The following is a 22,521-nucleotide window of genomic DNA, read 5'->3' on the forward strand; positions in this document are numbered from 1 at the left end:
CCGTGCCGCTCGATCGCGTCGCCTCGGTTCGGGTGATCGGTGCCACGAGCGACAACGTGGCTACCGATGTCGTCGCGTCCGCGGGCGCGCTCCGCATCACCGCCAAGCCCACGTCAGTCGGACAGTACCTCGTCGTGTTGGCCACGAAGCCCGGTACACTGGCCAACACGTCCGCCGGCTTTCTCAAGTTCCTCGCCGCCGAGGGCGCGAGCGCCGAGGCGCGCCGACTGGGGGAAAGCTCGCTCACGCGCGACGCGGACAGCGTCATCTTCGAGCACGCCGTGCTCGCTTCGACGGTCGCCGAAGTCGGCCATGGCGGCGCACGCGCCTTCTCGCGCGCCGGCATTCTCCCCCTCGGCATCGTGCCGCTGGTCGATCCGGCCGTTCTCCGCGTCGGTGATACGCTGCGCCTTCAGCTCCGCGCCGACGGTCGGCCAGTGCCGCGCTTGGGCGTGGACGTAAAGACTGCTCTCGACACCACCGTTCGCGGCACCGGCGAGTACGCCTCCATGATCGCCGATTCCGCAGGTGTTGTGGCGATCCCGCTCTCCCGCGCCGGCGCGTGGATGTTGCGGACGGCGTGGGTGGCGCCTACGCAGCCAGCAGGAGCTCGCGTGATTCGCACGCGTGTGTGGCGCGCGACGTTCGTGTGGAACGTCCGGCCGCACGGTTGAGGGATCGGGAGGAACGCCTATCGAACGCGCGCCTCCGGTTCCGGTATTCTCCCACGAGGATGTCAGCGATCATCTGACTACCATCTCTTTTATTCACCATAAACTGCGATAGCCACACGGTCAAAGAGCAATGCCGTCGGTCGCCGCACTGGCCGAGGGCAGACGAGAAGCCGACTCCCTCGTCCCGGTTGCCTGCTCTCCACTTCGTCGTTGAAGGCCCCCCATGAAGCACAGGCTAAGTCAAACACTGCGGTTGGTCACGGCAGGCGCCTTGACTGGCTGCCTGCCGGTAGGCGGTGGCCACATGGGTGGGATGATGGGTGCACGAACGACCCCGCAGGATTCCGACGTGGCCATTCGTGCGGTCGCGGGGACAACTTGCCGTTCGGTGATCAGGGAGATTGCGGAGGGGGCGTGGCGCGTCACGCTCACAATGCCATGGGTAGCACCGAAGGACTCCCTGTTATACTTCGTGGACGTACGCCCCACGCACGCGGACGCATCGGCGACCGGGAGCCGCGTCACGCTTGTCGTGCGATCACTCCCAGATACCGCCGCCACGCCGGCCGTTCAGACAAGCATCTCGGCGCTGCGTACCGAAGGGCGATATCCGTTTGCGCCATCGCTGCCACGGCGAGGGCGGTATCGCGCCATCGTCACGGTCAGAGATACCACCGTCCGGGCCAGCGCGGTGACTCTAGAGCAAGAGATTGCGTTCGACGGCTGTGATCTGCCCACGATGCCTTCTCCGAAGCGCACGCCCCGGACCGCCGCCGCGCTTTCATGGATCGGGGTTGGCGCTGTCATCATGGGAGTCATGATGGTTCGGGGGATCCGATGACTCGACAACGTGATCATCTGGAGAGCACCGCCACCTCGGCGGGCGTGGGCCTGCTGTTCGGGGTGCTGCTGCTGCATCCGCTGACGATGGTGATCTATTGGTACGAATTCCATCCGGACATCGCCGGAGTGACGCATGTCGCGCAATTTGTGCTGTCACGAATGCGCGCCGGCTTTTTGCCAGCAATGTGGCCCATGACGGGACTGTTCATGATCATGGGAGGGGCGATGGGCGTGGCCGTTGGGTACACACTTCGCATCGTCTATCGGCGCGCTCGTCAGGTCGATCAGCTCCAAGCGGAGCTCGGCCGCAGCCTGGCGTCGCTGCTCGCATCGGGCGAGAGCGAGACGGTCGAATTCAAGGCTACTGCGCGCTGGGACCATAGTGTCGGCCGAGTAAATCGAGCGCTGGAACTCGCAATAGTTCGCTCAGCCGCAGCACTCATGAATACCCGCGGTGGCAGCGTGCTCATCGGCGTGGATGACTTGGGACATCCGTGCGGACTTACGTCGGACCTCGGGACACTTCGCCGCAAAAACCGCGATGGTTTTCAGCAGTTCGTCATCGGCTTGATCGAGCAGCATCTGGGTACGGCCGCATGCCGCTATGTACACGTGTTCTTTCACGCCGTAGGTGGCCACGACGTCTGTCGTGTGCTGGTCGAGCGCGCACCGTGGCCGGTATTCCTCACAGATCAGCATGTCGCGCGGTACTTCGTCAGGACCGGCAACAGTACACGCGAACTCGATGCGCGCGAAGCGCTGCAACACGTCATCGGAGAATCGGACCGTCATGCATGAGCCGTCGTCCTTGACAAACATTCCCCAGCCGCTCGGCTCCTCTGCGGAATCGGACGAATCGTGGTTCCTCGCGTGGCGTCGACGTGAACTCGCTCGCGTAGATGCCGTCGGCATGGCGTACCTCGACTACACCGGCGCAAGTCTCTTTGCTTCGTCTGTTCTCGCGCAAGATTTGAATCGTCTCTCGGCGACTGTGTTGGGGAACCCACACTCGCACTCGGCCCCCTCATTGGCTGCGACCGATGCCGTTTCGCAGGCGAGACGCGCCGTCTTGCAATTCCTCGGCGCGGACGACGCTGAGTACGCGGTGATCTTCACCGCCAATGCCTCCGCTGCGTGCAAGCTCGTCGGCGAGAGTTTTCCCTTCGAGACCGGAAGTGCGCTGCTCTTGGCCGCCGACAACCACAACTCCGTGGTGGGCATGCGAGAGTTCGCGCGGGCACGCGGGGCCACCGTGGAGATTCTGCCGATCTCCGCAGAGCTGCGGCTCACCATTCGGCCGGAGACACTCCCGGCCGCTCCGAGGGCTCCGTCGCTGCTGGCCATGCCCGCGCAAAGCAACTTTTCGGGCGTTCGGCATTCGTTGGACCTCGTCGCCGCGGCCCGGCGGCGTGGATGGCGGGTCTTGCTCGATGCCGCCGCCTATCTCCCGACTGCCGATCTGAATCTCACTGAGATTCAACCCGACTTTCTCTGTCTCTCCCTGTATAAGATCAGCGGCTACCCCACGGGGGTCGGCGCACTGGTTGCTCGCCGTGAGGCCTTGGCCACGCTGCGTCGCCCTTGGTTCGCGGGTGGCACTGTCGACTGGGTTTCGATGGCGCACGACCGCCACCGCCTAACGAACGCGGTGGAAGCCTTCGAAGATGGGAGCCCGCACTTTTTGGCCCTCGGTGCCGTGCCGCTGGCTTTGCGCGCCGTCGTCGAGAGTGATCGACCGCGATTGCGGCGGCATCTGGCGCGACTGACAGAGGCACTCATCATGGAGCTCGTCGACGCCTGCCATCCGGGGGGGCAGCCCTTGGTGCGGCTGCATGGCCCGCGCGATATGCATCAGCGCGGCTCAACCGTTTCGTTCACGCTCCTGGATCATCGAGGCGCCGCCATTCCCTTTTGGGAAGTTGAATCCGCAGCACGAGCGCACCGCGTGGCCGTTCGGGGTGGGTGCTTCTGTAATCCCGGGTGCGCCGAGCGGGCGTTCGGCTTGAGCGACGAGCGGATGCCGCAGTGCGTTGATCAATTGGGCGATCAGTTTTCCATCCCGGCCTTCGCGACCTGCATGGGGGATCGACCGGTCGGTGCTGTCCGCGTGTCCATGGGGCTCGGCTCGTTGCAGCGGGATGTGGAACAGTTCCTTCGCTTTGTGCACACCTTCGCGAGGGGCTAGCCTGGATGCGTCGAACAGGTTCGGATTGAGGACCGAGGTCATAAGCCTCAACCAATGAAGAGGTTCATGGCCACGAAGGCGGCGGCAACGGAGCGGTTCGACAAGCCAATGCAACGGCGGTGCTCGCGCGTTCGACTCGCGTAGCGCTGTGATGTGCCACCGGAGCCTTCCCGGCGGCGAGGTTCGCCGCCGCCTTATGGACCACGATGCCTGCTTCGTGCCTCTTGACCGGGGAAATGCTGACATACTCGTCAGAGATCGCCATGCTTGCGTTCTCTTTTATTCGTTATAAAATTGCCCCGACTAAGTCGACGGTGATGGTGCCGAGCTGCTGGAGCGTAGTCCTACCTACTCGAGTGAGGATTGTGTGACTGAACAGGGAGTGCCTCTCACCCGCGACGATTCGGCGCCGGAGGAGTCTCGAAAAGTGCTTCGTCGTCGACGCTTTCTCGTCACACTGAGTGGAGTGCTCGGTGCTTTCGCGGGGCTCCTAGCGACGGCCCCGTCGCTGATGGCGTTGTTTTCGCCAGTCTTTCGAAAGCCGGCCGCGAGTCGCTGGACCAAGGTGATCGATGACGTGAACACGGTCGACGTCGGCGTTCCGTTCAAGGTGGACTTCACCGAGACAATCAACGACGCATGGATCGAGACGCGAGCCTTGCGAAGCGTGTGGTTGTATACCGATGACGCCGTTTCGTTTCGCGCATTCAGTTCCGTCTGTACCCACTTGGGCTGCAGCGTTGGTCATGATGCCGAACAGAAGCGCTTTCACTGCCCGTGTCACCACGGGCTCTTCGATGTGAAGACCGGTGAGGTGCTGGGCGGGCCGCCGCCGCGACCGCTCGATTCGCTCCCGGTGAAAGTGGTGGACGGCGAAGTGTTCATCCAGCACCTGACATTTCGCACGGGCATCGCATCCAAGGTGGAGACATGAGCGAGCCCGATCCTTCAATCTCGGAGCGCGGATGGCTGGATCGTCGGCTCGACCTACGCGGACTCTATCGCGGTCTCCTCGATCGTCCGGTTCCCAGTGGTCTCACATGGTGGCATACCTTGGGCAGCGCCACCCTCGCAGTCTTCCTGGTGCAACTCGTCAGCGGCCTGGTGTTGGCGATGTTTTACGCGCCCTCTCCTGACCACGCCTACAACAGCATCAAGTTTCTCGAGCAGCAGGTCGCGGCGGGCCGTGTTCTTCGAGCGGTTCACCACTGGGGCTCGAGTGCCATGGTGGTGCTGGCGCTGCTGCATACACTCCGGGTGTTTGCAATGGGTGCGTACAAATACCCGCGCGAGGTGAACTGGATAATCGGCGTGGGCTTGCTCGGTCTGGTACTCGGCTTCGGCTTCACCGGATACTTGCTGCCGTGGGACCAGCGCGCTTATTGGGCAACGCAAGTCGGTACAAGCATCGCCAGCACCGTGCCCTACATCGGCGGCGACTTGGCGCTGTTGTTAAAGGGCGGATCGCAACTCGGCGCGGCCACGCTCACGCGGTTCTATGCGTTTCATGTGCTTTGGCTACCTGGCGGGATCGTCGTGCTGATAGCGATGCATCTGGCGATGGTGGTACGGCAGGGCATTGCGGCGCCAGCGCGTCTGCTGGAAACAGGTGCGCCCGCACGGACGGACGATGCCGAGTACGTGGAGCACTACGCGCGGGTCTACGAGGGAAGCAAGCAAGGCGGCGTGCGATTCTGGCCGGACATTATTGCGAAGGATGTGGTCGCGTCGCTGCTCGTCATTGTCGTGCTCTTCGTCGTGGCGTGGTGGGCTGGAGCACCGATCGAGGCACCGGCCGATCCGACCGACAACTCATACATCCCCACACCCGAATGGTACTTTCTACCATTTTTTCAGTTGCTGAAGTTGTTTCCAGGGTCGATGGAAGCTACCGTCGCCATCGGGGTGCCGTCCCTTTTGGCAGTGGTCTTCTTGGGGCTGCCCCTGTTTGATCGCCGAAGCACGAGGCGCTTGAGGGGGCGTCCGTTCGCTGCGCTCGGAGCAAGCGTGCTTCTCGGCGGCTCGGTCGTCCTCTTGGGAGCGGCCGTGCGCGACGCGCAACAGACTGTCGCACCGGAAACCGGTCGAGTCTTGAGCTCAGTCGCGCGCGCGGGTCGCGCCACCTTTCGGCGACAATGCGCGAGCTGTCACGTGGTCGACGGATCGGGAGGTTCTGACGGGCCCGAGCTGACTCTTGTCGGTGCGCGCCACAGTATCGCTTGGCTGCACAGTTTCATCGAGAATCCGAGCGCATTCCACGCCGATTCCAAGATGTCCGCCTTTGGCCCTCCGTCGTTAAGTCACCAAGAGATCGAGGAGATCGCGCAGTACCTCAGCGCCTTGCGCGGCAGGCCGGGCAAGGAGGCCGCATTGGCGATTCGCGATACGTTTCCGTCTCCGATCCCCTCTGCGCCGGGGCGCGCCCCTCAGACATCCCCGCCCAACTAGCGCAATCGTCATCCTTTGCGTCACCGTCTATCCTCTTTCCGTGGAGACGTTCTATATGAGCGGGATTCGCATTCTTACGCTTTGGGGTAGCCTGCTCGCGGCGCTCCCGTTGCCCCTACATGCACTGCCCCCTTGGGCGCGACGCTACAACATGAACTGCTCGGGATGCCATTCCCCCGCCGTTCCACGCCTGAACGCAACGGGCATCGCCTTCAAGTGGGCCGGCTACCGGATGCCAGACGATATCGGCGTCAGCGTCGACGTCAAGAAGGTCGAGAACTATCTGGCGGCTCGGGTGATTGGCGCCTATGACCGCGTTGCGCGCAAGAATGAAGCACGTGAAGCGGACGGCATCTCTATACCGTCGGCGAGCTTCTTTGCGGCCGGACCGCTGGGCAAGCGATACGGGGCATACCTCGAATTTGAACGCACGCCGGACGCCGCCATCGACCTCATTGGTTCCATCTCAGGGATCTGGGGCAAGGAGTCTCGCTACAGCGGATTCCGGCTGGCGCAGGGCCACCTCCTGTTCGCTGCAGGCGGCGTCGCTGGGTTCGATCGAGCCACAGCGATCTTCACGCCGCTCGCATACGATGAATCGGTTACCGAACGCATTCCGCTGCGACTTGGCGGCGATCAGACCGGGGCAGAGGTGTTCACCGTACTGGGTGGAAGAAATCGCGTCGCGCTTCAGGTGCTCAACGGCTTGGTTGTCGGCTCAGGGGAAGGTGGGGCTGCGGTCTCAAAGCGTGATGTCGTGCTCACCAATCAGTTCATCTGGGATGATGCGGGCAGTGGACTAGGGCTTGCGGCTTACGCCGGCAATGCGCTTGGCGTCGTGCCGCAGCAGTCCGATGTCAGCACGCGGTACTACCGGCTCGCGGTGACGGCCAACAAGATCCTCCAACGCTTTGAAGTGCTCGGCGGCTATGTGATGGGGCGGGACCGCTACAAGTCGAGCGGTGTGAGCGAAGCGAGATCAGACCCTGTGTCTGGAGACGCCTGGTGGTTACAGGCGCAGTACACGATCAACAAGTTGCCCTTGACCCTTCTTTCGCGGTATGAGTATCTCAACCGCGACCGAGCGATTCGCGACTTGGGCCGAACGCGCGTGGCGGTGGGAGCCGTTCTCCCGTTGAATGTCCCGGAGTATCTCCGTTGGAGCATCGAGCTCTATCGCGATCAGATCCAATCGGACGCACAGGCGAGACGCACGGGGCTCGCGACGCGTTTGCAGGTCGCATACTGATGGCGGGCGCCCGCGCCTCGCGGACAACTTATTTCTCTAGCTGGGACCCATATGTCGCTCTCATCACTGCTCCGGCTCGCGCTTCTGACTGGTACCGTCAGCGGAAGCGCGCGTGAACTGCTCAAACTCGAGTCTTCTCCGATCGGCGAGGGAATGGCGATGTCGGCTGCCGTCGTCGCGTCGCGACTGCAAGTTGATGGCAAGGCGTTGTACCTCGAGCACTGTAAGGCCTGCCACGGCGTACTTGGGGCGCCAACCAAGCAAGCCCTCAAGAAGTACAACAGGATTCCCAGCTTTGCTGATCCCGGGTTCTTTGCGAAGCGTTCGGATGATTCACTCGTAACGGTGGTTCGCAAAGGTGCGGGCCGCGACATGCAGAGCTTGGCCGACAAGCTCTCGAACGAGGAGATGCGCGCCGTCGCTCGGTACATCCGCACGCTCGCCAAGGCGCCTTGACCGACATCTGGGGCGCGCGAGCTCCGATTTTCGCTGGTCGCGTCGCGCGTCTGCGCGATCAACAGCCTTGATCGCGCAGATGTCATGGGAGGCGATCGTTCGGGACGGCCTCGGGGCGTGTATTCTGGCGCCACCGCGCAGTGGCGACTCGGCCCCCGGGCCCCCCGAACTGCGAGTCGCCGCAGCGGTTCACGTCGTGCGGTCCGGACGACGTGTGCCAAGAGGCCGCCGCATCCGAGACGCTTGAGTCGTGCCGCTCATTGATGATCCCAGGAGAAGGGAGTCCACTGCGGCTGTCACGATCCCCTCACACGTTGACTCCTACCCGCGCCGTCGCCCTTCTATCGGGCGGATCGTTCGGCCGGCGCGCGACATACAGCGAGACTGACCCGGTTGGCGTGGGCACGACGTCGCACTCCTCGACGTCGATGAAACCCGCGTCCCGCATCAGGCCGGGGAGCACGCCAAGGCTGTTGGGGACAGTGGTGGCCCGCCCGTCGACAGCTTGGATCACGAGGAAAAGTGCACGCATGAGACGCGTGCGCTGGAGCCCGTAGTCCGCGACCACCAGAGCACCCCCTGGTCGCAACGTGGCGAAGGCGGCCGCGAGGAGAGCATGCTTCACGGGCGTTGTACAGTGATGGAAGAGCAGCGACGAAACAACAGTGGTCGCGCGCCCGGCGCCGACCACCGCGGGCAACCGGTCCCCCATCGCCTCGTGCCAAGTCACGTTGACCCCCTCGCGCGCCGACTTCCGGCGGGCGATCGCCAGCACGGCGGGATCGGGATCAACGCCGAGCACCTCCGAGGCCTGGCACGCTTGCTTGAGCTGGATGGCTAAGGTCCCGGTTCCGCAGCCGAGGTCGACGAGGACGTCGCCCGGGCTCGGCGCCGCGAGCGCAACCAGCGCGGCGCGCCAGCGGCGCTCGCGCGTGAATAAAGCGATCATCCCGTCGTAGGCGGCGGTGGATCCGAGTCGGCCAAGGGCTGGCGTGATGGCGGGACTGTCTTGGGGCTTGTCCGCCAATGGCGACCGCGGCGGGCGTGGTGGTGGGGCGGGCGCGGGGAGCATGAGCGATGGTTTGCGGACGGACTCGAACGGTAGGTAACCCATGCGTGGGGAGGGCATTGCGGTCATGGGTCAGCGATGTGCAACACCTGAAAGCTAAGCCGCGGTTTTGCGATCTGCGTCGCCGGCCGCACCGCCCGAAGTGGCGTCCGGACCACTGAGGCCGCCCAATTCAGTCGAGGACTCGAAGGGCATTGCCGAGTAGAATACTCAGCATTACTTTAACATTATATGATATTCGTTCTCATCCGAAAGTCTTCGCCATGAATTGCGCTCTCCGCCTACCGTTTCTCGTTTTCGCAGCCACGCCAACGATGATCGATGCGCAAACGTTGGCACCGCCGCGCGACTCGAGTACGCGGCTACCAGGCATGAGCATCATCGGGACCGCGACAGACCGGAACACGATTCCGGGAGGTGCACAGGTGCTTGACCGCGGCACGTTACAGCGCGCGCGCGTATCCTCGACCAACGAGGCCCTGCGCAAACTCGCCGGGGTAACTGTTCGCGACGAGGAGGGGTTGGGATTGCGACCCAACATCGGAATCCGTGGGCTCAACCCCACCCGCTCCACCAAGACGCTGCTGCTTGAGGACGGCATCCCGATCACGCTGGCGCCCTATGGCGACAACGCGGCGTACTACCACCCGCCGGTCGGCCGCATGGAGCGCATCGAGGTGCTGAAGGGGGCGGGCTCGATTCTGCACGGCCCCCAGACGGTCGGCGGCGTCATCAACTACATCACGCCGGGTCTGCCCGTCGAGAGCGGTGCGACGCTCCGCTTCACGGGTGGCAGCAATGGATTGGCAAACGGTTATTTCCGCGGGGCGGCCGTCAACGGCGACGCTGGTGCCGTGGTCGACCTTGGCCGCTGGCGCGCCGAGGGCGCCCGCGAGAACGTGAGTTCGGACGTGACCGATGCGTCCATCAAGCTCTTCGTGCCGCTCGCTGCGGGCCACCGACTGATCGCCAAGACCAACGTGTACCGTGAGGCGTCGCAGGTCACGTACTCTGGACTGACCGAAGACGAGTGGGCCACCAATCCCCGCCAGAATCCGTTTCGCAACGACGTCTTTACCATTGATCGGCTTGGCGGGACCGTCGCTCACGAGTTCAGCCGCAAGGCGCGGCGCCTCACCACCACCGTGTACGGCCACGACATCTCACGGCCTTGGTGGCGGCAATCCTCGAACTCTTCTCAGCGCCCGAATGACCGCAGCGATCCGGCCTGCGGCGGAATGCAGAATCTCGAATCCGGTTGTGGCAACGAGGGGCGGGTCCGTCGTTATCGGGTGCTCGGCGCCGAGTCGCGTTACAGCCATCCGCTGCGACTGTCGACCATGTTCGGCACATTGGACGCGGGCGCCCGTCTGCACCGCGAGGTGCAGGAGCGCCAACAGATCAACGGGGCGTCCTTCAATAGTCGCACCGCCGGCCCGACCACCAACCCAGGCTCCGGCCTGGTCGAGGACAACCGTCGGAGCACGGATGCCGTAGCCGGCTGGGCACAGGCACGACTGGGCACCGCGCGCTTCACCGTGACCTCGGGGCTTCGCATCGAGCGCATCGACATCGCGCGGCGCAACTTCCGACCCGTCGCTGAAAGCCCGGATGGCGTCTCCGGTGCAACGTCGCTGACCGAACTGATTCCGGGGGTGGGCACCACGTTCACTGCGTTGCCGACGATCACCCTGTTCGCCGGCGCGCATCGCGGATTCAGTCCGCCGCGCAACGAGGACATCATCAGCAACACGACCGGCAGCGTGGTGGAGCTCGATCCCGAGCGCAGCTGGAACTATGAAGCGGGTCTGCGCTGGGTGCCACGTGCCACGTGGACGGTGGACATGACCGCCTTCCGGATGGACTTCTCTAACCAGATCATCCCGGCCAGCGTCGCCGGTGGTACCGGCGCCACGCTGACGAGCGCTGGCCGCACGCTGCATCAGGGGCTGGAGCTGGACGTCCGCGCCGACCTGGGTGCCGGGCGCGCCGTGACGCCGTTCGTGCAGCTCGCCACGACGTGGGTGCCGGTGGCCCGCACCGAGGGCACTCGCTTCGCCTACATCGGTGCCGGTGGCGCTGACGTGGCCGGCAAAGTGTACGCCGAGCAAAATGGCACAGGCACCCGCACCCGGCTGGACGTGAGCGGGAAGCGCTTGCCGTATGCGCCGGCGCTGACGACCACGGCGACGCTCGGCCTGCGGCATCGCGGTGGCGCCGACGTGTCCGTCGAGGCGGTGCACCTCGGACAGCAGTTCGGCGATGCGGCCAACACGCGTGTTACCGTGGCCGACGGCCAGCAGGGCATCCTGCCGGCGAACACCCTCTGGAATGTCGCCGGTAACGTGCCGCTCCGGCGGCTGGGCGTGACGGCGTTTGCGACGGCCAAGAACCTCTTCGGGGAGCTGGTGATAGTGGATCGCACCCGAGGGCTTCTGCCTGGCATGCGACGCATGGTGCAGGCTGGGCTCGAGCGCTCGTTCTGAGCGGCCTGCACCGCGTCACGAGGGCGTGCCCCTCATCGGCGGTATCAGGATGCAGTCATGGCGCGCGAACACTGCGACTGATCTGGTGAGTCTTCTCGGCACGTCGATGCGGGCTCAGGTCATCAGGTCCCGTCTAGTCCGTGCCCGCTGCGACCCAACCAACGGTGCACCGTCCGGACGTAGGACTCGAACGGGGCATCAAAACGCGCCCGCAGCGCCCGCTCCTCTGCCGGGATCTGCACGCGATCCAAGTACACGCCGAGCAGTCCTGGGCCGAACAGCGCGAGCGGCGAGCCCAACGCCACCGCCGCGCCGGCCGCTACGCTCACGAAGCCCACGTACATCGGATTGCGGGTCCAGCGGTACACCCCCTCGGCGACGAGCGTCGTGGCGCGCTCGGGGTAGCGCGGATCGACGGTCGTGCGCTGCCGGCGGAATGCCGCGACCCCCGCGCCGGCCACGGCCAGGCCGCCAGCGGCGATGAGACCGCCGAGCAGTCGGAGCGCGCCCGATATGGACGAACGAGCGGATCGGCCACCGCAGACGCCGCACTCAACGCGATGGCGCTGAGAAGCATGAGGACGGGAGGAATCCGCATCGCAGTGTGTTTGGAGTTCCGGGAGCGATTGCGCGCGGCTTTGGACTGCGCATCCTGATGCCATTTGGGGGCACGACATCCAGAGCTTAACGGTATGCGGCGTCAGTCTCGCCATCCATCGGCCGACCGCAGGGCTCCGACGTCCCTATGTCGTCGAAGATGGACGCGGCGTCGCTGACATTCGCGCATACCCGGCCCCAGCCGGCAGCTAGCTGGTCCTCGCGTCAACGCGCGAGCGGCCCTTGACCCTCTACTCGACTAGAGGGTGTACTGTGCACACGTGAAGGGTTTGCCCGGTCACATGGACTTGGGCACCGATTCGTCCACCGGGCTCCATCCATGGCCGCCAAGAACCGGCTGATCCAGATCAAGGCGAGTGGCATGATGTGCTCGTTCTGCACCATGTCCGTCGAGAAGGCGCTCGCGCGCGTCCCAGGCGTGAACAGCGTGCAGGTCAACCTCGTCCACGGCATCATCCTCGTCGACGCGGACCGCGCTCGCGTGACCGAGCAGCAGGTCGCCAAGAAAGTCGAAGACTTGGGCTACACCGTGGTGGCGACCGAGGCGCAGCAGGTGGCGACCGACGGCGCGCTCTTCGCCACCATCCGGCGGCGCGGGGGCCTCGCGATGGGACTCGCCATCGCGGACCTGCTGTTCGATCCGCTGAACCTTGCCGGGCTGCCGGAACGGACCCGCGCGCTGGTCAGCGCCCTGGTCGCGATCATCGTCCTCACCTGGATCGGCTATCCGATTCTCCGCAAGACGCTGATGGCGCTGAGTGAGCGCGTCATCAATGCCAACGTGCTGCTCTCCACCGGCGCCTGGGGCGCATTCGCCATCGGCGTCGGCCATCTGATGCAACCGACCGCGTGGCCCAACTTCTTCCCCGTTGCCGTCTGGCTGATGGCGCTGCACCTCTTCTTCGGTGCGTTCAAGCTGGGCACGCGGAAGCGCGCCGCGGAATCGGTGCGTCGGCTGTTGTCGTTGCAGGCCCAGTCGGCGCGCGTGATACGCGGCGGCCACGAAGTGGAGGTCCCGGTCGCCGAGGTGACGCTGGGCGAGATCGTTGCCGTGCGGCCGGGCGAATTGGTGCCACTCGACGGCATCGTACGCGAGGGCAGCTCGAGCTTCGACATGGCAAGCGTCACCGGCGAGAGCGTGCCAGCGTTCCGAGAGGCCGGCGGCGAGGTGGTTGGCGGCACAATGAACGTCGACGGCTTCGTGCGCGTCGAAGTGACGCGGCTCGTCTCCGAGGGCTTCGTCGCGCAGGTGGTCGGGCTGATGCGGCAGATCGAAGAGCGGAAGCCGCCGATCCAGCTGCTCATGGACCGGCTCATGAACTACTACGGGCCCGTGGTCTATGCCGTCGCGGCCGTGGCGTTCATCGGCTGGTTGGTGTATTCGGGGAGCGCGCAGCAGGCGACGCTGATCGCCCTCACCGTGGTCATCATGGGCTACCCCTGCGCGCTCGGCATCACGACGCCAATGGTGCTCGCCATCGGTGGTGGGCACGGCATCGCGCGCGGCCTGCTGGTGCGCGCCGGCGAGTTCTTCCAGGCGTTGGCCGAGGTCGACACGGTGGTCTTCGACAAGACCGGCACGCTCACCTACGGACGTCCCACCGTACGCGAGGCCATCCCCTTCACCGGGACCGAGCAGGACCTCCTCCTGCTCGCGGCGGCCGCAGAAGCCGGCAGCGAACATCCGCTGGCCGGCGCCATCGTGCGCTATGCGCAGTTCCAGGAGATCCGGCACCCTGACGCCTCGGACTTCCGCGCCGTGCCGGGCAAGGGCGTCGTCGCCAGCGTGGGCGGTCGTCGCGTTGTCGTGGGCCGCCCGACATTCCTCACGAGTGAGGGCACTGGTGCCACGGTGCCCGCTGCGATTGAGGAGCGCGTCCGTGCACTCGAGGTTGGACACTCGGTGGTGTACGTCGCCGTCGACGGTCAGCTCTTGGGCGTCATCGCCCTGCAGGATACGCCGCGGCCGGGCACCGCGCGGCTCATGGCGCGCCTGAAGGCTATGGGGCTGCGCACGGCGATGCTCACGGGCGACAGTCGGAGCGTCGCCGAAGCGGTGGCCCGGGACATTGGCCTCGATGACGTGCACGCCGAGCTGCTGCCGCAGGAGAAGGTCGACATCATCGCGCGGTTGCAGGCGGAAGGCCGCACGGTAGCGTTCGTCGGCGACGGCATCAATGACGCGCCGGCTCTTGTGCAAAGCGACGTCGGCATCGCGCTGGGCGCCGGCACCGACGTGGCCATGCAGTCGGCGGGCGTCGTGCTCGTGAGCGACAAGCTGGACAAGGTGGCGAGCGCGATCATCCTCGGCCGCGCCTCGCACCGGAAGATGCGCCACAACATCGCTATCGCGGTCACCGCCAACGTGATCGGCATGACGCTCGCCATCGTCGGCGCGATCACCGCGCCGCTCGCCATTGGGATCATGGCGGTCTCGGTGCTGGGCGTGCTCGCGTCGACAGCGATGCTCGTGCGCCTGCAGCTCGACGAGGAGCGCGCAGGCGACGAGCCTGAATCGGGCATCGCCGCGACCACACCTGACGTGGCCGAAGCCGTGATCCCTGCGCGCCGCATGCACTGCGACGCGTGCGCACGGCGCATCGACACGAGGTTGGCCAAGATCGAGGGCGTGCGGTCGGTCAAGGCGAACGCGATCCGCAAGGAAGTGGTGGTCGCCTATGAGTCGGCCCGCGTGTCCGAGGAACAGCTCCGTGGCGAGCTCGAAACGATGGGCATGCGATGAGCGCACGAGCGATGAGCGCACGCGCGAGGAGCGCCTCGTGAACCCCGCGGAGTTCATTCAGCAGCTGTCGGCGTCGGTTGCGCAGAGTTCCGCGCTCGCCGTCATGGTTGCGGCGGCGGGCGGCGCGTTGTCCACGAGCGCGTGTCCGTGCACCGTGCCGACCGGCTTAGGCCTCGTGAGCTACGTCGGCGGCGCATCCGGCAGTATGTCGCGCGGTGTTGCGGGCACCTTGGGGGACGCCGGCCGGGTTGAAGTGTCGGCGCGCCCGCCGCGTCCGGGTCTGCTCTCGCTGCTTTTCTTCGGAGGGCTGGTCCTGAGTCTCACCACTTTAGGTGTCCTCGCCGCGGTGTCCGGACGCGTGTTCACCAGCAACGGCCCGGCGTTCTCTGTCCTCGCCGCAGTTGTTTTGGGACTCGGCGCGGTCGCCGTGCTGGCCGGCCCGTGGGTGCGCCGTCGCGTGCGGGACCCGGTGGTTCGGCAGCGTAGCGGGCGCTCGGGCGCGTTCGGATACGGCGCCGCCTACAGCGTGGCGACCATCACGTCGTCCGCTGGTCCCCTGTTGCTGCTTCTGACCGTTGCCGCCGCCGTGGGTCGCCCGTTGTACGGCGCACTCCTGTCCTTCGCCTTCGCCATCGGGCGGGGATTGCCATTCCTTGCGCTCGGCTATGGAGCCGAGCACGGGAGCAGACGCTTGGGCCGGTGGCTCGAGCGTCTCGACCGCGGACGCCGCCCCGTGGAACTGTTGTCCGGGGTCGTCTTGCTCGGCCTGACAGGGTATTTCCTGTGGCTCGCCACCGTGCTTCCCACCACATCATGAGTAAGCCGATGCCAGAATCCGAAGCAGGAGCGGGCAGCGTGCCCACGACGCCGTCGAAGCCGCTTCGAGTAGGCGAAGTCGCTCGGGCAGCAGGCGTCGGCGTGCAGACGCTGCACTACTACGAGCGTGAAGGCATCATCCCGCCGCCGGCGCGCACCGCTGCAGGATACCGACAGTACGACGATGCCACGATTGAGCGCATCCGATTCGTGCGGAAAGCGCAGGCGCTCGGACTCGCGCTCGACGAGATCAAGGAGGTGCTCGCCCTTGCAGAACGGGGCACGAGCCCGTGCGGCCGCGTGCAAGCGGCGCTCGCGGAAAGGCTCGCCGACGTTGACCGTCGGCTTTGGGAACTGCAGTCGTTCCGGGACGAGTTGGCGCGCCTCACCGAGCACGCGACGAACGTGCAGGTTGGCGACGGCGAGACACGCATTTGTCGCATCGTCGAAACGGCGAGGCCAGCGACAGCACCTGAGCCGCCGCGCGAGCGAGTGCTGGTTACACGACGCTCGCGTCGCGCGGCGAAGCAACCATCGGTCTGACCGGATCAGCATATTGGCGCAACGCGGCAGGAGATCAAGCCGCACTGCATGACAAGACGAACTGCAGCCTCGCGGTCGTCACCACGTATTCCACGCGTCCCTAATCGGATCCTCAACCCCCGTGCCTACGCAGCGCGATGCGACCGACAGCACGGTCGCATCACAGCAGCCTACGGGCCCATTGAACGCACTCGTCTTCATGGCCACGTCGCTGCGCCAGGCCCAATGGTAACCAGGAGGAAGGTGCCGAGCGCCTCGTGCACTTCAGCGACGCCCGTTTCGGCTCACATGGCCATGCTGGCCATGCGCTCGCAGGACTCTGCACACCGGCGGCAGGCTTCGGCGCACTGCTGCATCATCGCGTCGCTGTTTCCCAGGCTCGCACAGGCGCGCTCGCAGGCGCGGCAGGCCTCGGCGCAGAGCGCGCAGACCCGCTGGTGCAGAGGCGATCCACGCAGCATGAAATCAGCCGACGTTTGGCACATCCTTGCGCAGTCCAGCATGATGGTCTGATGCGCAGGGCTGGCGTGCTCGCCGCCGAGCGAAAGGCAATGGGCAGCGGTAGTGGTGCAGACCGCGTAGCAGTCGAGGCACTCTTGGATGCACTGCTGCATCTCGCTGCTCGGCCTTGTGTGACCCTGATGGTGCGCCATGATAATCCTCGGGCGTTAGGTACAGACAGCATTTCACCGCGTAGTGCGGCTCGACCGACGCGGGAAATGGCCGGCTCGCAACTTACCCGCAGTTAACATGCCGTCTTTTACGAGGCGTAAAGCCCAACGCGATTCTTTAGCGTAGTGCACGCACCCAGCCGTATCGCCAACAGTGCCGTTCACCTTCGCACCGAGCTAAAGTCGTACCCGCCGCAACAGCTGGGCATTGGCAGCCACGATGATCGTGCTTGCGGACATCAGGACGGCAGCAATTGCCGGTGAAAGCACGATCCCCCATGGGGCAAGGACGCCCGCAGCGAGCGGAATCGCGACGATGTTGTACCCGGCCGCCCACCAGAGATTCTGCACCATCTTGCGATACGTCGCGCGCGACAGATTGACGATGCGGGGCACGTCACGGGGATCGCTCCGGACCAGAACCACGTCTCCTGCCTCCACGGCGACGTCCGTGCCCGCGCCGATGGCGATCCCGACGTCAGCCGTGACCAACGCTGGGGCGTCATTCACGCCATCACCCACCATCGCCACGCGCCTGCCCTGGCCCTGCAGCCGTTCGATGTGCGCGGCCTTCTCCTCGGGCAGTACCTGCGCGAGCACAGTGTCGATGCGCAGCTCCCGCGCCACGGCGTCCGCCACGGCCTGAGCATCGCCGGTCATCATCACCACTTCGATGCCGGCTGCGTGGAGCATCTGCACGGCCTCGGCGGACTCTGCGCGCACCGCGTCAGCGACCGCAAACGCGGCGATGGTTCGGCCGGATTCGATCAGATAGATCACACCCTGTCCGGCCGCGGTGACCTCGTCGGCGAACCACCGGATCTGCGCGCTCGGCGTCACGCCAAGGCTCTTGAGCAGGTTCGGTCCACCCTCGGCAAGTTGACGCCCTTCCACGGTGGCCCGCACACCACGCCCCGCAATCGCCTCGAATGCTGTGGCGGCCGGGATCGCGAGCCCGCGCGCTTCGGCGCTCTTGACGATGGCGCGGGCGACGGGATGCTCTGCATCGCGCTCCACCGCGGCCGCAAGCCGCAAGGCTTCGTCCTCGGCCAGCCCTCCGTCGGTCTTCATTGAAACCACACGATGCTCGCCCAGGGTCAGCGTGCCCGTCTTGTCGAAGACGACCGTGTTGAGATTGCGCGCCTCTTCCAGGCCACGCCGGTCGCGCACCAGGAGTCCGCTTCGTGCGCCGAGCGTGGTGGAGATGGCGAGCACCAATGGCACGGCGAGCCCGAGTGCGTGCGGGCAGCTTACGACGAGGACGGAAACCAGTCGCTCCACTGCCGTCGCTGCCCTCGCTCCGGCGAGGAGCCACGCCGCGAAAGTGACCGCCCCTGCGCCGAGCGCGATCCAGGTGAGCCAGAACGCCGCGCGGTCTGCGAGCACCTGTGCGCGCGACTTCGAGCCCTGCGCCTGCGCCACGAGGCGCATGATGCCGGCGAGCGCCGTGCGCTCCCCCGTACCGGTCACCTCTATCCGCAGCGATCCGGACCCGTTGATGGCACCGGCGATCACCTTCGCTCCTTCTTCCTTGTCGACGGGTGCAGACTCGCCCGTGAGCAGCGCTTCGTTCACCGTACTGCGTCCCGAGCGAACCAGACCGTCGGCCGGGATATTCGCGCCTGGACGCACGAGCACCACGTCGCCGTCGCGCAGCTCGCCGACCGGAATCTCCTCCAGATGTTCCTCAGCGCCGGTACCGTGGACACGAACGGCTGTGGACGGCAACAGTTTCGCGAGTTCGCCAAGTGCGCCCTGCGCCTGAGAGATCGAACGCATCTCGAGCCAATGCCCGAGCAGCATGATCGTCACGAGCGTCGCCAGCTCTTCCCAGAGTGGCATACCCGGGAAGCCGAGCAGCACGGCGACGCTGAAGACGAACGCCACCGTGATCGCAAGTGCGATGAGGGTCATCATGCCAGGCAGGCGGCTCGCGATCTCGCGCCACGCGCCGCGCAGAAACGGCGCCCCACCGTACAGGAACACCGCTATGCCAAATCCCGCGGGGATGAACGCCGACCCCGGAAAGCGGGGCGCGAAGTACCCTACGGCGTTCTGCAGCATGTGTCCCCAGATGAGCGTGGGGAGCGTGAGCATTAGCGAGAGCCAGAACTTGCTCCTGAACATCTCGACCGAGTGGCCGGCATGTTTGTCGTGCGCGGCATGATCCGCCACGACCATGCCCCCGGCCGCATGTGACGCATGTGCTGGAGCGGCGCTATCTGTCGTGCCGTAGACACCGGTATGCTGCTGATGCTCCGTTCCATGGCCACTTGGCGGGGCGGAAGATCCCTGTGGGCCGGCGGTGACCCCATCAGCGTGATGGCGGGCATGCGGATCGGTCATGCTATCCTCGCGCCGATGCGGGTTGCGGTGAATCGTGGACGGCCGGGAGCGGCACATCCGGCTCGTTACGCCCGGCAAGGTACGGGCGTGTCGGCGTGACCGCCGGCAACGGGCGAAGTGAATACGGCCCTCGGCATGGATCGGCATGGTTCTGCCGACTCGAGGGGTGTCGGCGGAGCGCGCCGACACCCTCCGGGCAATCAGGGTTACATCGCCATGTTGCCCATGCGCTCACACGACTCGGCACAGCGGCGGCAGGCTTCGGCGCACTGCTGCATCATCGCGTCGCTGGCGCCCAGGCGTGTACATTCGCGCTCGCAGGCGCGGCACGCTTCCGCGCATACTGCACACACCTGCTGGTGCCTGTGCGAGCCGCGGAGCATGAAGTCCGCCGACGCCTGACACAGTCTGGCGCAGTCCAGCAAGATCGTCTGGTGCTCGAGACTCGCGTGCTCGCCGCCAAGACCCAAGCAGTGTGCCGCATTTGTAGTGCAGACTGCGTAGCAGTCGAGACACGCCTGAATGCACTGCTGCATGTCACCGCTTGGCATCGTGTGTCCGTGATCGTGCGCCATCTGTAGGCCTCGGGTCGTTGAAGTGGAGTGGACGACAAGGAGCGTTCGACGCGCTTACTTACAGATCCCGTACCACGCGCAGAGCCACTGCTGCATCTGCGCACGCTCACGTGACTGCGTGGCGATGATGTTCTCGCACAGCGCGATGAGCTCTGCGTGGTACGCGCGATCCAGACAATCCTCGCCTTCCTTCACCGCCTTCGAGTGATGCTTGATCATCATCTGCATGAACTCCACCTCGAACTCTGCGGCCGGAAGGGCGGCCATCTTCTCGATCATGCGCATGTCGCCCGGCTTCATCTCGGGCTGGTAGCTGATCCCGTACCACGTGCGGAGCCAGGTCTGCATCTGCATCATCTCGGCCCGCTGGGTGGCGATGATGTCCGCGCACAGGGTGCGGAGCTCTGCGTGCACCGCCTTGGACACGCAGAGCTCCGCCATCTTGATCGCCATCTCGTGATGATCGATCATGTCCGACATGAACTTCACCTCGTAGCGGGCCCCAGCCGTCGTGGGCGCAGGTGCGCTCAGCGCTGCGGGTGTACGCGACGACACGGCATCGGATAGCGTCGTGGGATCGACTGCGGTGGGCGCGTCACCACAGGCAGCCGCCAGCACGAGCGCGGCCGGCAACAGGTAGCGAGCGAGAGCGGAGTGTCCAATGAGCATGGGGCGGGTCCTCAACGTCGAAATGGTCGGTTGCCTCGCGGGTCGGCACACACGTATGCACCGTCGTGCGGCATCGAGGCGCACGTTTTATGCCGAATCAAACGCCATGGGAGGAGCGGCATCTGCCAACTCATCTGTGTGGGTAACGACCGGCCATCCACGCCGGTATGTTTTATGCGAGCTAAAGCGGCCGAGCGTTCCCACAGCATGCGGCGCGGCAGGCAGTGGAGAGAGCCGCCATCACATGTGGGTGCAGAGTTCACTTTTTTCAACGAGGCATCAATGACAGGATCCCCGCTGTTCGGTGTTGCGCGAAACGTCACACGGATGGGTACGCGCGCCACGGCACGGCTATGTATCGTCGCGGCCATCGTCGCGACCACCGCCTGCAACGCGAAAACCGATCAGCCCGCTGTGGGTGACAGCGCCGCTGCACCGACTGCCGGGGCCTCGGCGACGACGGCCGCGTCTGATAGCATGAGCGGCATGGCGGGTATGGACCACAGCACGATGGGCAACATGAGCAGCATGGCGCCCATGGGTGGCGCCACCGGTGACCCAGACCGGGACTTTCTGCGGATGATGAGCGAGCATCACAAGGGAATGATCGCCATGGCCCATTTGACCATCGAAGAGAAGAAGGGGTCCGCCTCGACGCAGGCTGATGCGGAGAAGCTCGACACCAAGCAGGACGCCGAGCTCGATTCGATGGTGACCAAGCTGGAGCAGCAGTACAAGGACGCGTACGATCCGAAGATCATGCCCGACAATCAGAAGATGGTCGACGAACTCAAGCCACTAAGCGGCGCTGCATACGACCGCATGTTCTACCACCACGTGGTGCAGCATCACCAGCAGGCAACCCAGATGATCGACCACCACCTGCCGATGCTGAAGGACGCCAAGGTGAAGGCGATGGCCGAGCGCATGAAGCGTGATCAGACGCGCGAGATCGAAGAATTCCTGCGCAAGGCTTCGGGCCAGTAGTCGCGTAGCGCGCCAGCTCCGATTGTGACGCATGCGCCGCCCCTCGTACACGAAATGTGCGAGGGGCTCATCGTGAGCGAGTGCGTTTCACGACGAGCCCATCTCTGCTGCGACCGGTCAGCCATGATTGCTGCGCTGATCTCTCCGACTCAACCCCTGCCGGGCGCACTGCATGCGCGTGATCGACATCGCCCTCGTGATCTGGTTTTCCTTGACGGGCGTGAGCACCGCCTACGTCGCATGGGACGCATTCACGCGCAATCCCGAGATGCGCGTCATGAAATGGGGCTGGGTACTGGTCACGCTCTACACGGGAGCGATCGGTGGCGCCATTTATGTCCTTTCGTGCAAGGAGCCGGCACCTGGCACGCACGCGGAGTTCGTCAAGCCGCTGTGGAAACAGGCGCTGGGATCCACCATTCACTGCCTCGCGGGAGATGCCACCGGCATCATCGCCGCCGCCGCGGTGACCATGGCACTCGGCCTCCCGATGGAGCTCGACGTTGCCGCCGAGTACATCTTCGGCTTCGCATTCGGCCTGTTGATCCTCCAGGCGCTGTTCATGCGCGAGATGTTCGGCGGCTCCTACGTCACCGCGCTTCGTCGGTCGATCATCCCGGAATGGTTGTCGATGAATGCCGTCATGGCTGGCATGATCCCGGTGATGGTGGTGCTCATGACGCGCCACATGTCCGCCATGGAGCCACGGTCGCTCCACTTCTGGGGCGTGATGTCCTTCGCCACGCTCGTCGGTGCCGTGACGGCCTACCCGGTCAACGTCTGGCTCGTTGCCGCGGGCCTCAAGCATGGCATGGGCACCGAGCGCGCACTGGGACGCGGCGGATCGCCCGTCGTCCACGCGCCCGGTGTGCCCTCCACCGCGTCCTCGGCACACGCCTCGCACGCAGCGGCCAGTGCCGACGCCAGCAGTGCTGCGCTCTCGCCTGCGGCCTCCCTGCCGACGCGCGCGCAGGTCGCCGCTGTGACCGTGCTCTCGGTCGTCGCGCTCGCCGGAGGCGTTCTGCTCGCCGCCCTCTTTGGCGACCTCACCATGCGGGGCCGGATGCCGGCGCACGCACCAGACGTCCTGATGGTGCCCGGCATGTCGCACGGCTGAATTTCCTCCGCTGCTCTGGGCCTGCA

Annotated in this window: 18 protein-coding genes; 14 read left to right on the top strand and 4 right to left on the bottom strand. The window is 65.3% G+C overall.

Features of this window, described 5'->3' with window-relative positions; translation table 11 throughout:
• From K2R93_17100 to K2R93_17130, 7 genes are all read left to right on the top strand, one after another.
• Positions 1-674, top strand: a 674-nt coding sequence (locus tag K2R93_17100) for a DUF4198 domain-containing protein (protein MBY0491558.1), incomplete at its 5' end; no start/stop codon positions are given.
• An 837-nt stretch (positions 675-1,511) separates the two neighbouring features.
• Entirely contained in the window at positions 1,512-2,315 is an 804-nt protein-coding gene (locus tag K2R93_17105; GenBank protein MBY0491559.1) for an ATP-binding protein, read from the top strand.
• Positions 2,316-2,427: 112 nt separating this feature from the next.
• Positions 2,428-3,702 carry an aminotransferase class V-fold PLP-dependent enzyme gene (locus K2R93_17110; GenBank protein ID MBY0491560.1) on the top strand — a complete coding sequence of 425 codons (1,275 nt, stop codon included), beginning with the start codon at positions 2,428-2,430 and terminating at the stop codon, positions 3,700-3,702.
• Between the two features lie 367 nt (positions 3,703-4,069).
• Positions 4,070-4,636, top strand: a complete 567-nt coding sequence (locus K2R93_17115) for a Rieske (2Fe-2S) protein (GenBank protein MBY0491561.1) — start codon at positions 4,070-4,072, stop codon at positions 4,634-4,636.
• A complete protein-coding gene (locus tag K2R93_17120; GenBank protein ID MBY0491562.1) occupies positions 4,633-6,150 on the top strand; it encodes a cytochrome b N-terminal domain-containing protein in 1,518 nt (505 codons plus the stop codon). Before K2R93_17115 ends, K2R93_17120 begins: the two co-directional genes overlap by 4 nt.
• A gap of 40 nt (positions 6,151-6,190) precedes the next feature.
• Positions 6,191-7,399 carry a hypothetical protein gene (locus tag K2R93_17125; GenBank protein ID MBY0491563.1) on the top strand — a complete coding sequence of 403 codons (1,209 nt, stop codon included), beginning with the start codon at positions 6,191-6,193 and terminating at the stop codon, positions 7,397-7,399.
• 51 nt (positions 7,400-7,450) lie between these two features.
• Complete coding sequence (locus K2R93_17130) at positions 7,451-7,855, top strand: cytochrome c (GenBank protein MBY0491564.1); 405 nt, start codon at positions 7,451-7,453, stop codon at positions 7,853-7,855.
• 307 nt (positions 7,856-8,162) lie between these two features.
• Here the strand turns inward: K2R93_17130 and K2R93_17135 are convergent, their stop codons facing one another.
• A complete protein-coding gene (locus tag K2R93_17135) occupies positions 8,163-8,804 on the bottom strand; it encodes a methyltransferase domain-containing protein (GenBank protein ID MBY0491565.1) in 642 nt (213 codons plus the stop codon).
• Positions 8,805-9,349: 545 nt separating this feature from the next.
• Between K2R93_17135 and K2R93_17140 the strand changes: the two genes are divergently transcribed.
• Positions 9,350-11,410: a TonB-dependent receptor gene (locus tag K2R93_17140; GenBank protein MBY0491566.1), complete on the top strand. Its 2,061-nt coding sequence runs from the start codon at positions 9,350-9,352 to the stop codon at positions 11,408-11,410.
• Positions 11,411-11,532: 122 nt separating this feature from the next.
• On the opposite strand, the gene K2R93_17145 is transcribed toward K2R93_17140, so the two are convergent.
• Positions 11,533-11,871, bottom strand: coding sequence for an isoprenylcysteine carboxylmethyltransferase family protein (locus K2R93_17145; protein MBY0491567.1), 339 nt, complete (start codon positions 11,869-11,871; stop codon positions 11,533-11,535).
• Positions 11,872-12,347: 476 nt separating this feature from the next.
• Here K2R93_17145 and K2R93_17150 point away from each other — a divergent pair, with 476 nt between their 5' ends.
• The 4 genes from K2R93_17150 to K2R93_17165 all read left to right on the top strand — a co-directional run bounded on the left by K2R93_17150 (position 12,348) and on the right by K2R93_17165 (position 16,643).
• The gene (locus K2R93_17150) at positions 12,348-14,771 is read left to right on the top strand and encodes a heavy metal translocating P-type ATPase (protein MBY0491568.1); all 2,424 of its coding nucleotides are present in this window, start codon (positions 12,348-12,350) and stop codon (positions 14,769-14,771) included.
• On the top strand, positions 14,740-15,588 hold the full coding sequence (locus tag K2R93_17155) for a sulfite exporter TauE/SafE family protein (protein MBY0491569.1): 849 nt from the start codon (positions 14,740-14,742) through the stop codon (positions 15,586-15,588). The genes K2R93_17150 and K2R93_17155 overlap by 32 nt, the downstream gene beginning before the upstream one ends.
• Before the next feature lie 38 nt (positions 15,589-15,626).
• Positions 15,627-16,130 carry a heavy metal-responsive transcriptional regulator gene (locus tag K2R93_17160; GenBank protein MBY0491570.1) on the top strand — a complete coding sequence of 168 codons (504 nt, stop codon included), beginning with the start codon at positions 15,627-15,629 and terminating at the stop codon, positions 16,128-16,130.
• Positions 16,131-16,418: 288 nt separating this feature from the next.
• Positions 16,419-16,643: a hypothetical protein gene (locus K2R93_17165; protein MBY0491571.1), complete on the top strand. Its 225-nt coding sequence runs from the start codon at positions 16,419-16,421 to the stop codon at positions 16,641-16,643.
• Between the two features lie 335 nt (positions 16,644-16,978).
• Here the strand turns inward: K2R93_17165 and K2R93_17170 are convergent, their stop codons facing one another.
• The gene (locus K2R93_17170) at positions 16,979-19,147 is read right to left on the bottom strand and encodes a heavy metal translocating P-type ATPase (GenBank protein MBY0491572.1); all 2,169 of its coding nucleotides are present in this window, start codon (positions 19,145-19,147) and stop codon (positions 16,979-16,981) included.
• Positions 19,148-19,776: 629 nt separating this feature from the next.
• Positions 19,777-20,391: a DUF305 domain-containing protein gene (locus K2R93_17175; protein ID MBY0491573.1), complete on the bottom strand. Its 615-nt coding sequence runs from the start codon at positions 20,389-20,391 to the stop codon at positions 19,777-19,779.
• A gap of 246 nt (positions 20,392-20,637) precedes the next feature.
• Here K2R93_17175 and K2R93_17180 point away from each other — a divergent pair, with 246 nt between their 5' ends.
• Both K2R93_17180 and K2R93_17185 read left to right on the top strand, forming a co-directional pair.
• The gene (locus K2R93_17180) at positions 20,638-21,378 is read left to right on the top strand and encodes a DUF305 domain-containing protein (protein MBY0491574.1); all 741 of its coding nucleotides are present in this window, start codon (positions 20,638-20,640) and stop codon (positions 21,376-21,378) included.
• A gap of 172 nt (positions 21,379-21,550) precedes the next feature.
• Positions 21,551-22,495, top strand: coding sequence for a DUF4396 domain-containing protein (locus K2R93_17185; protein MBY0491575.1), 945 nt, complete (start codon positions 21,551-21,553; stop codon positions 22,493-22,495).
• Positions 22,496-22,521 lie beyond the last annotated feature (26 nt).

The organism is Gemmatimonadaceae bacterium (assembly GCA_019752115.1).
Classification (GTDB): Bacteria; Gemmatimonadota; Gemmatimonadetes; order Gemmatimonadales; family Gemmatimonadaceae; genus Gemmatimonas.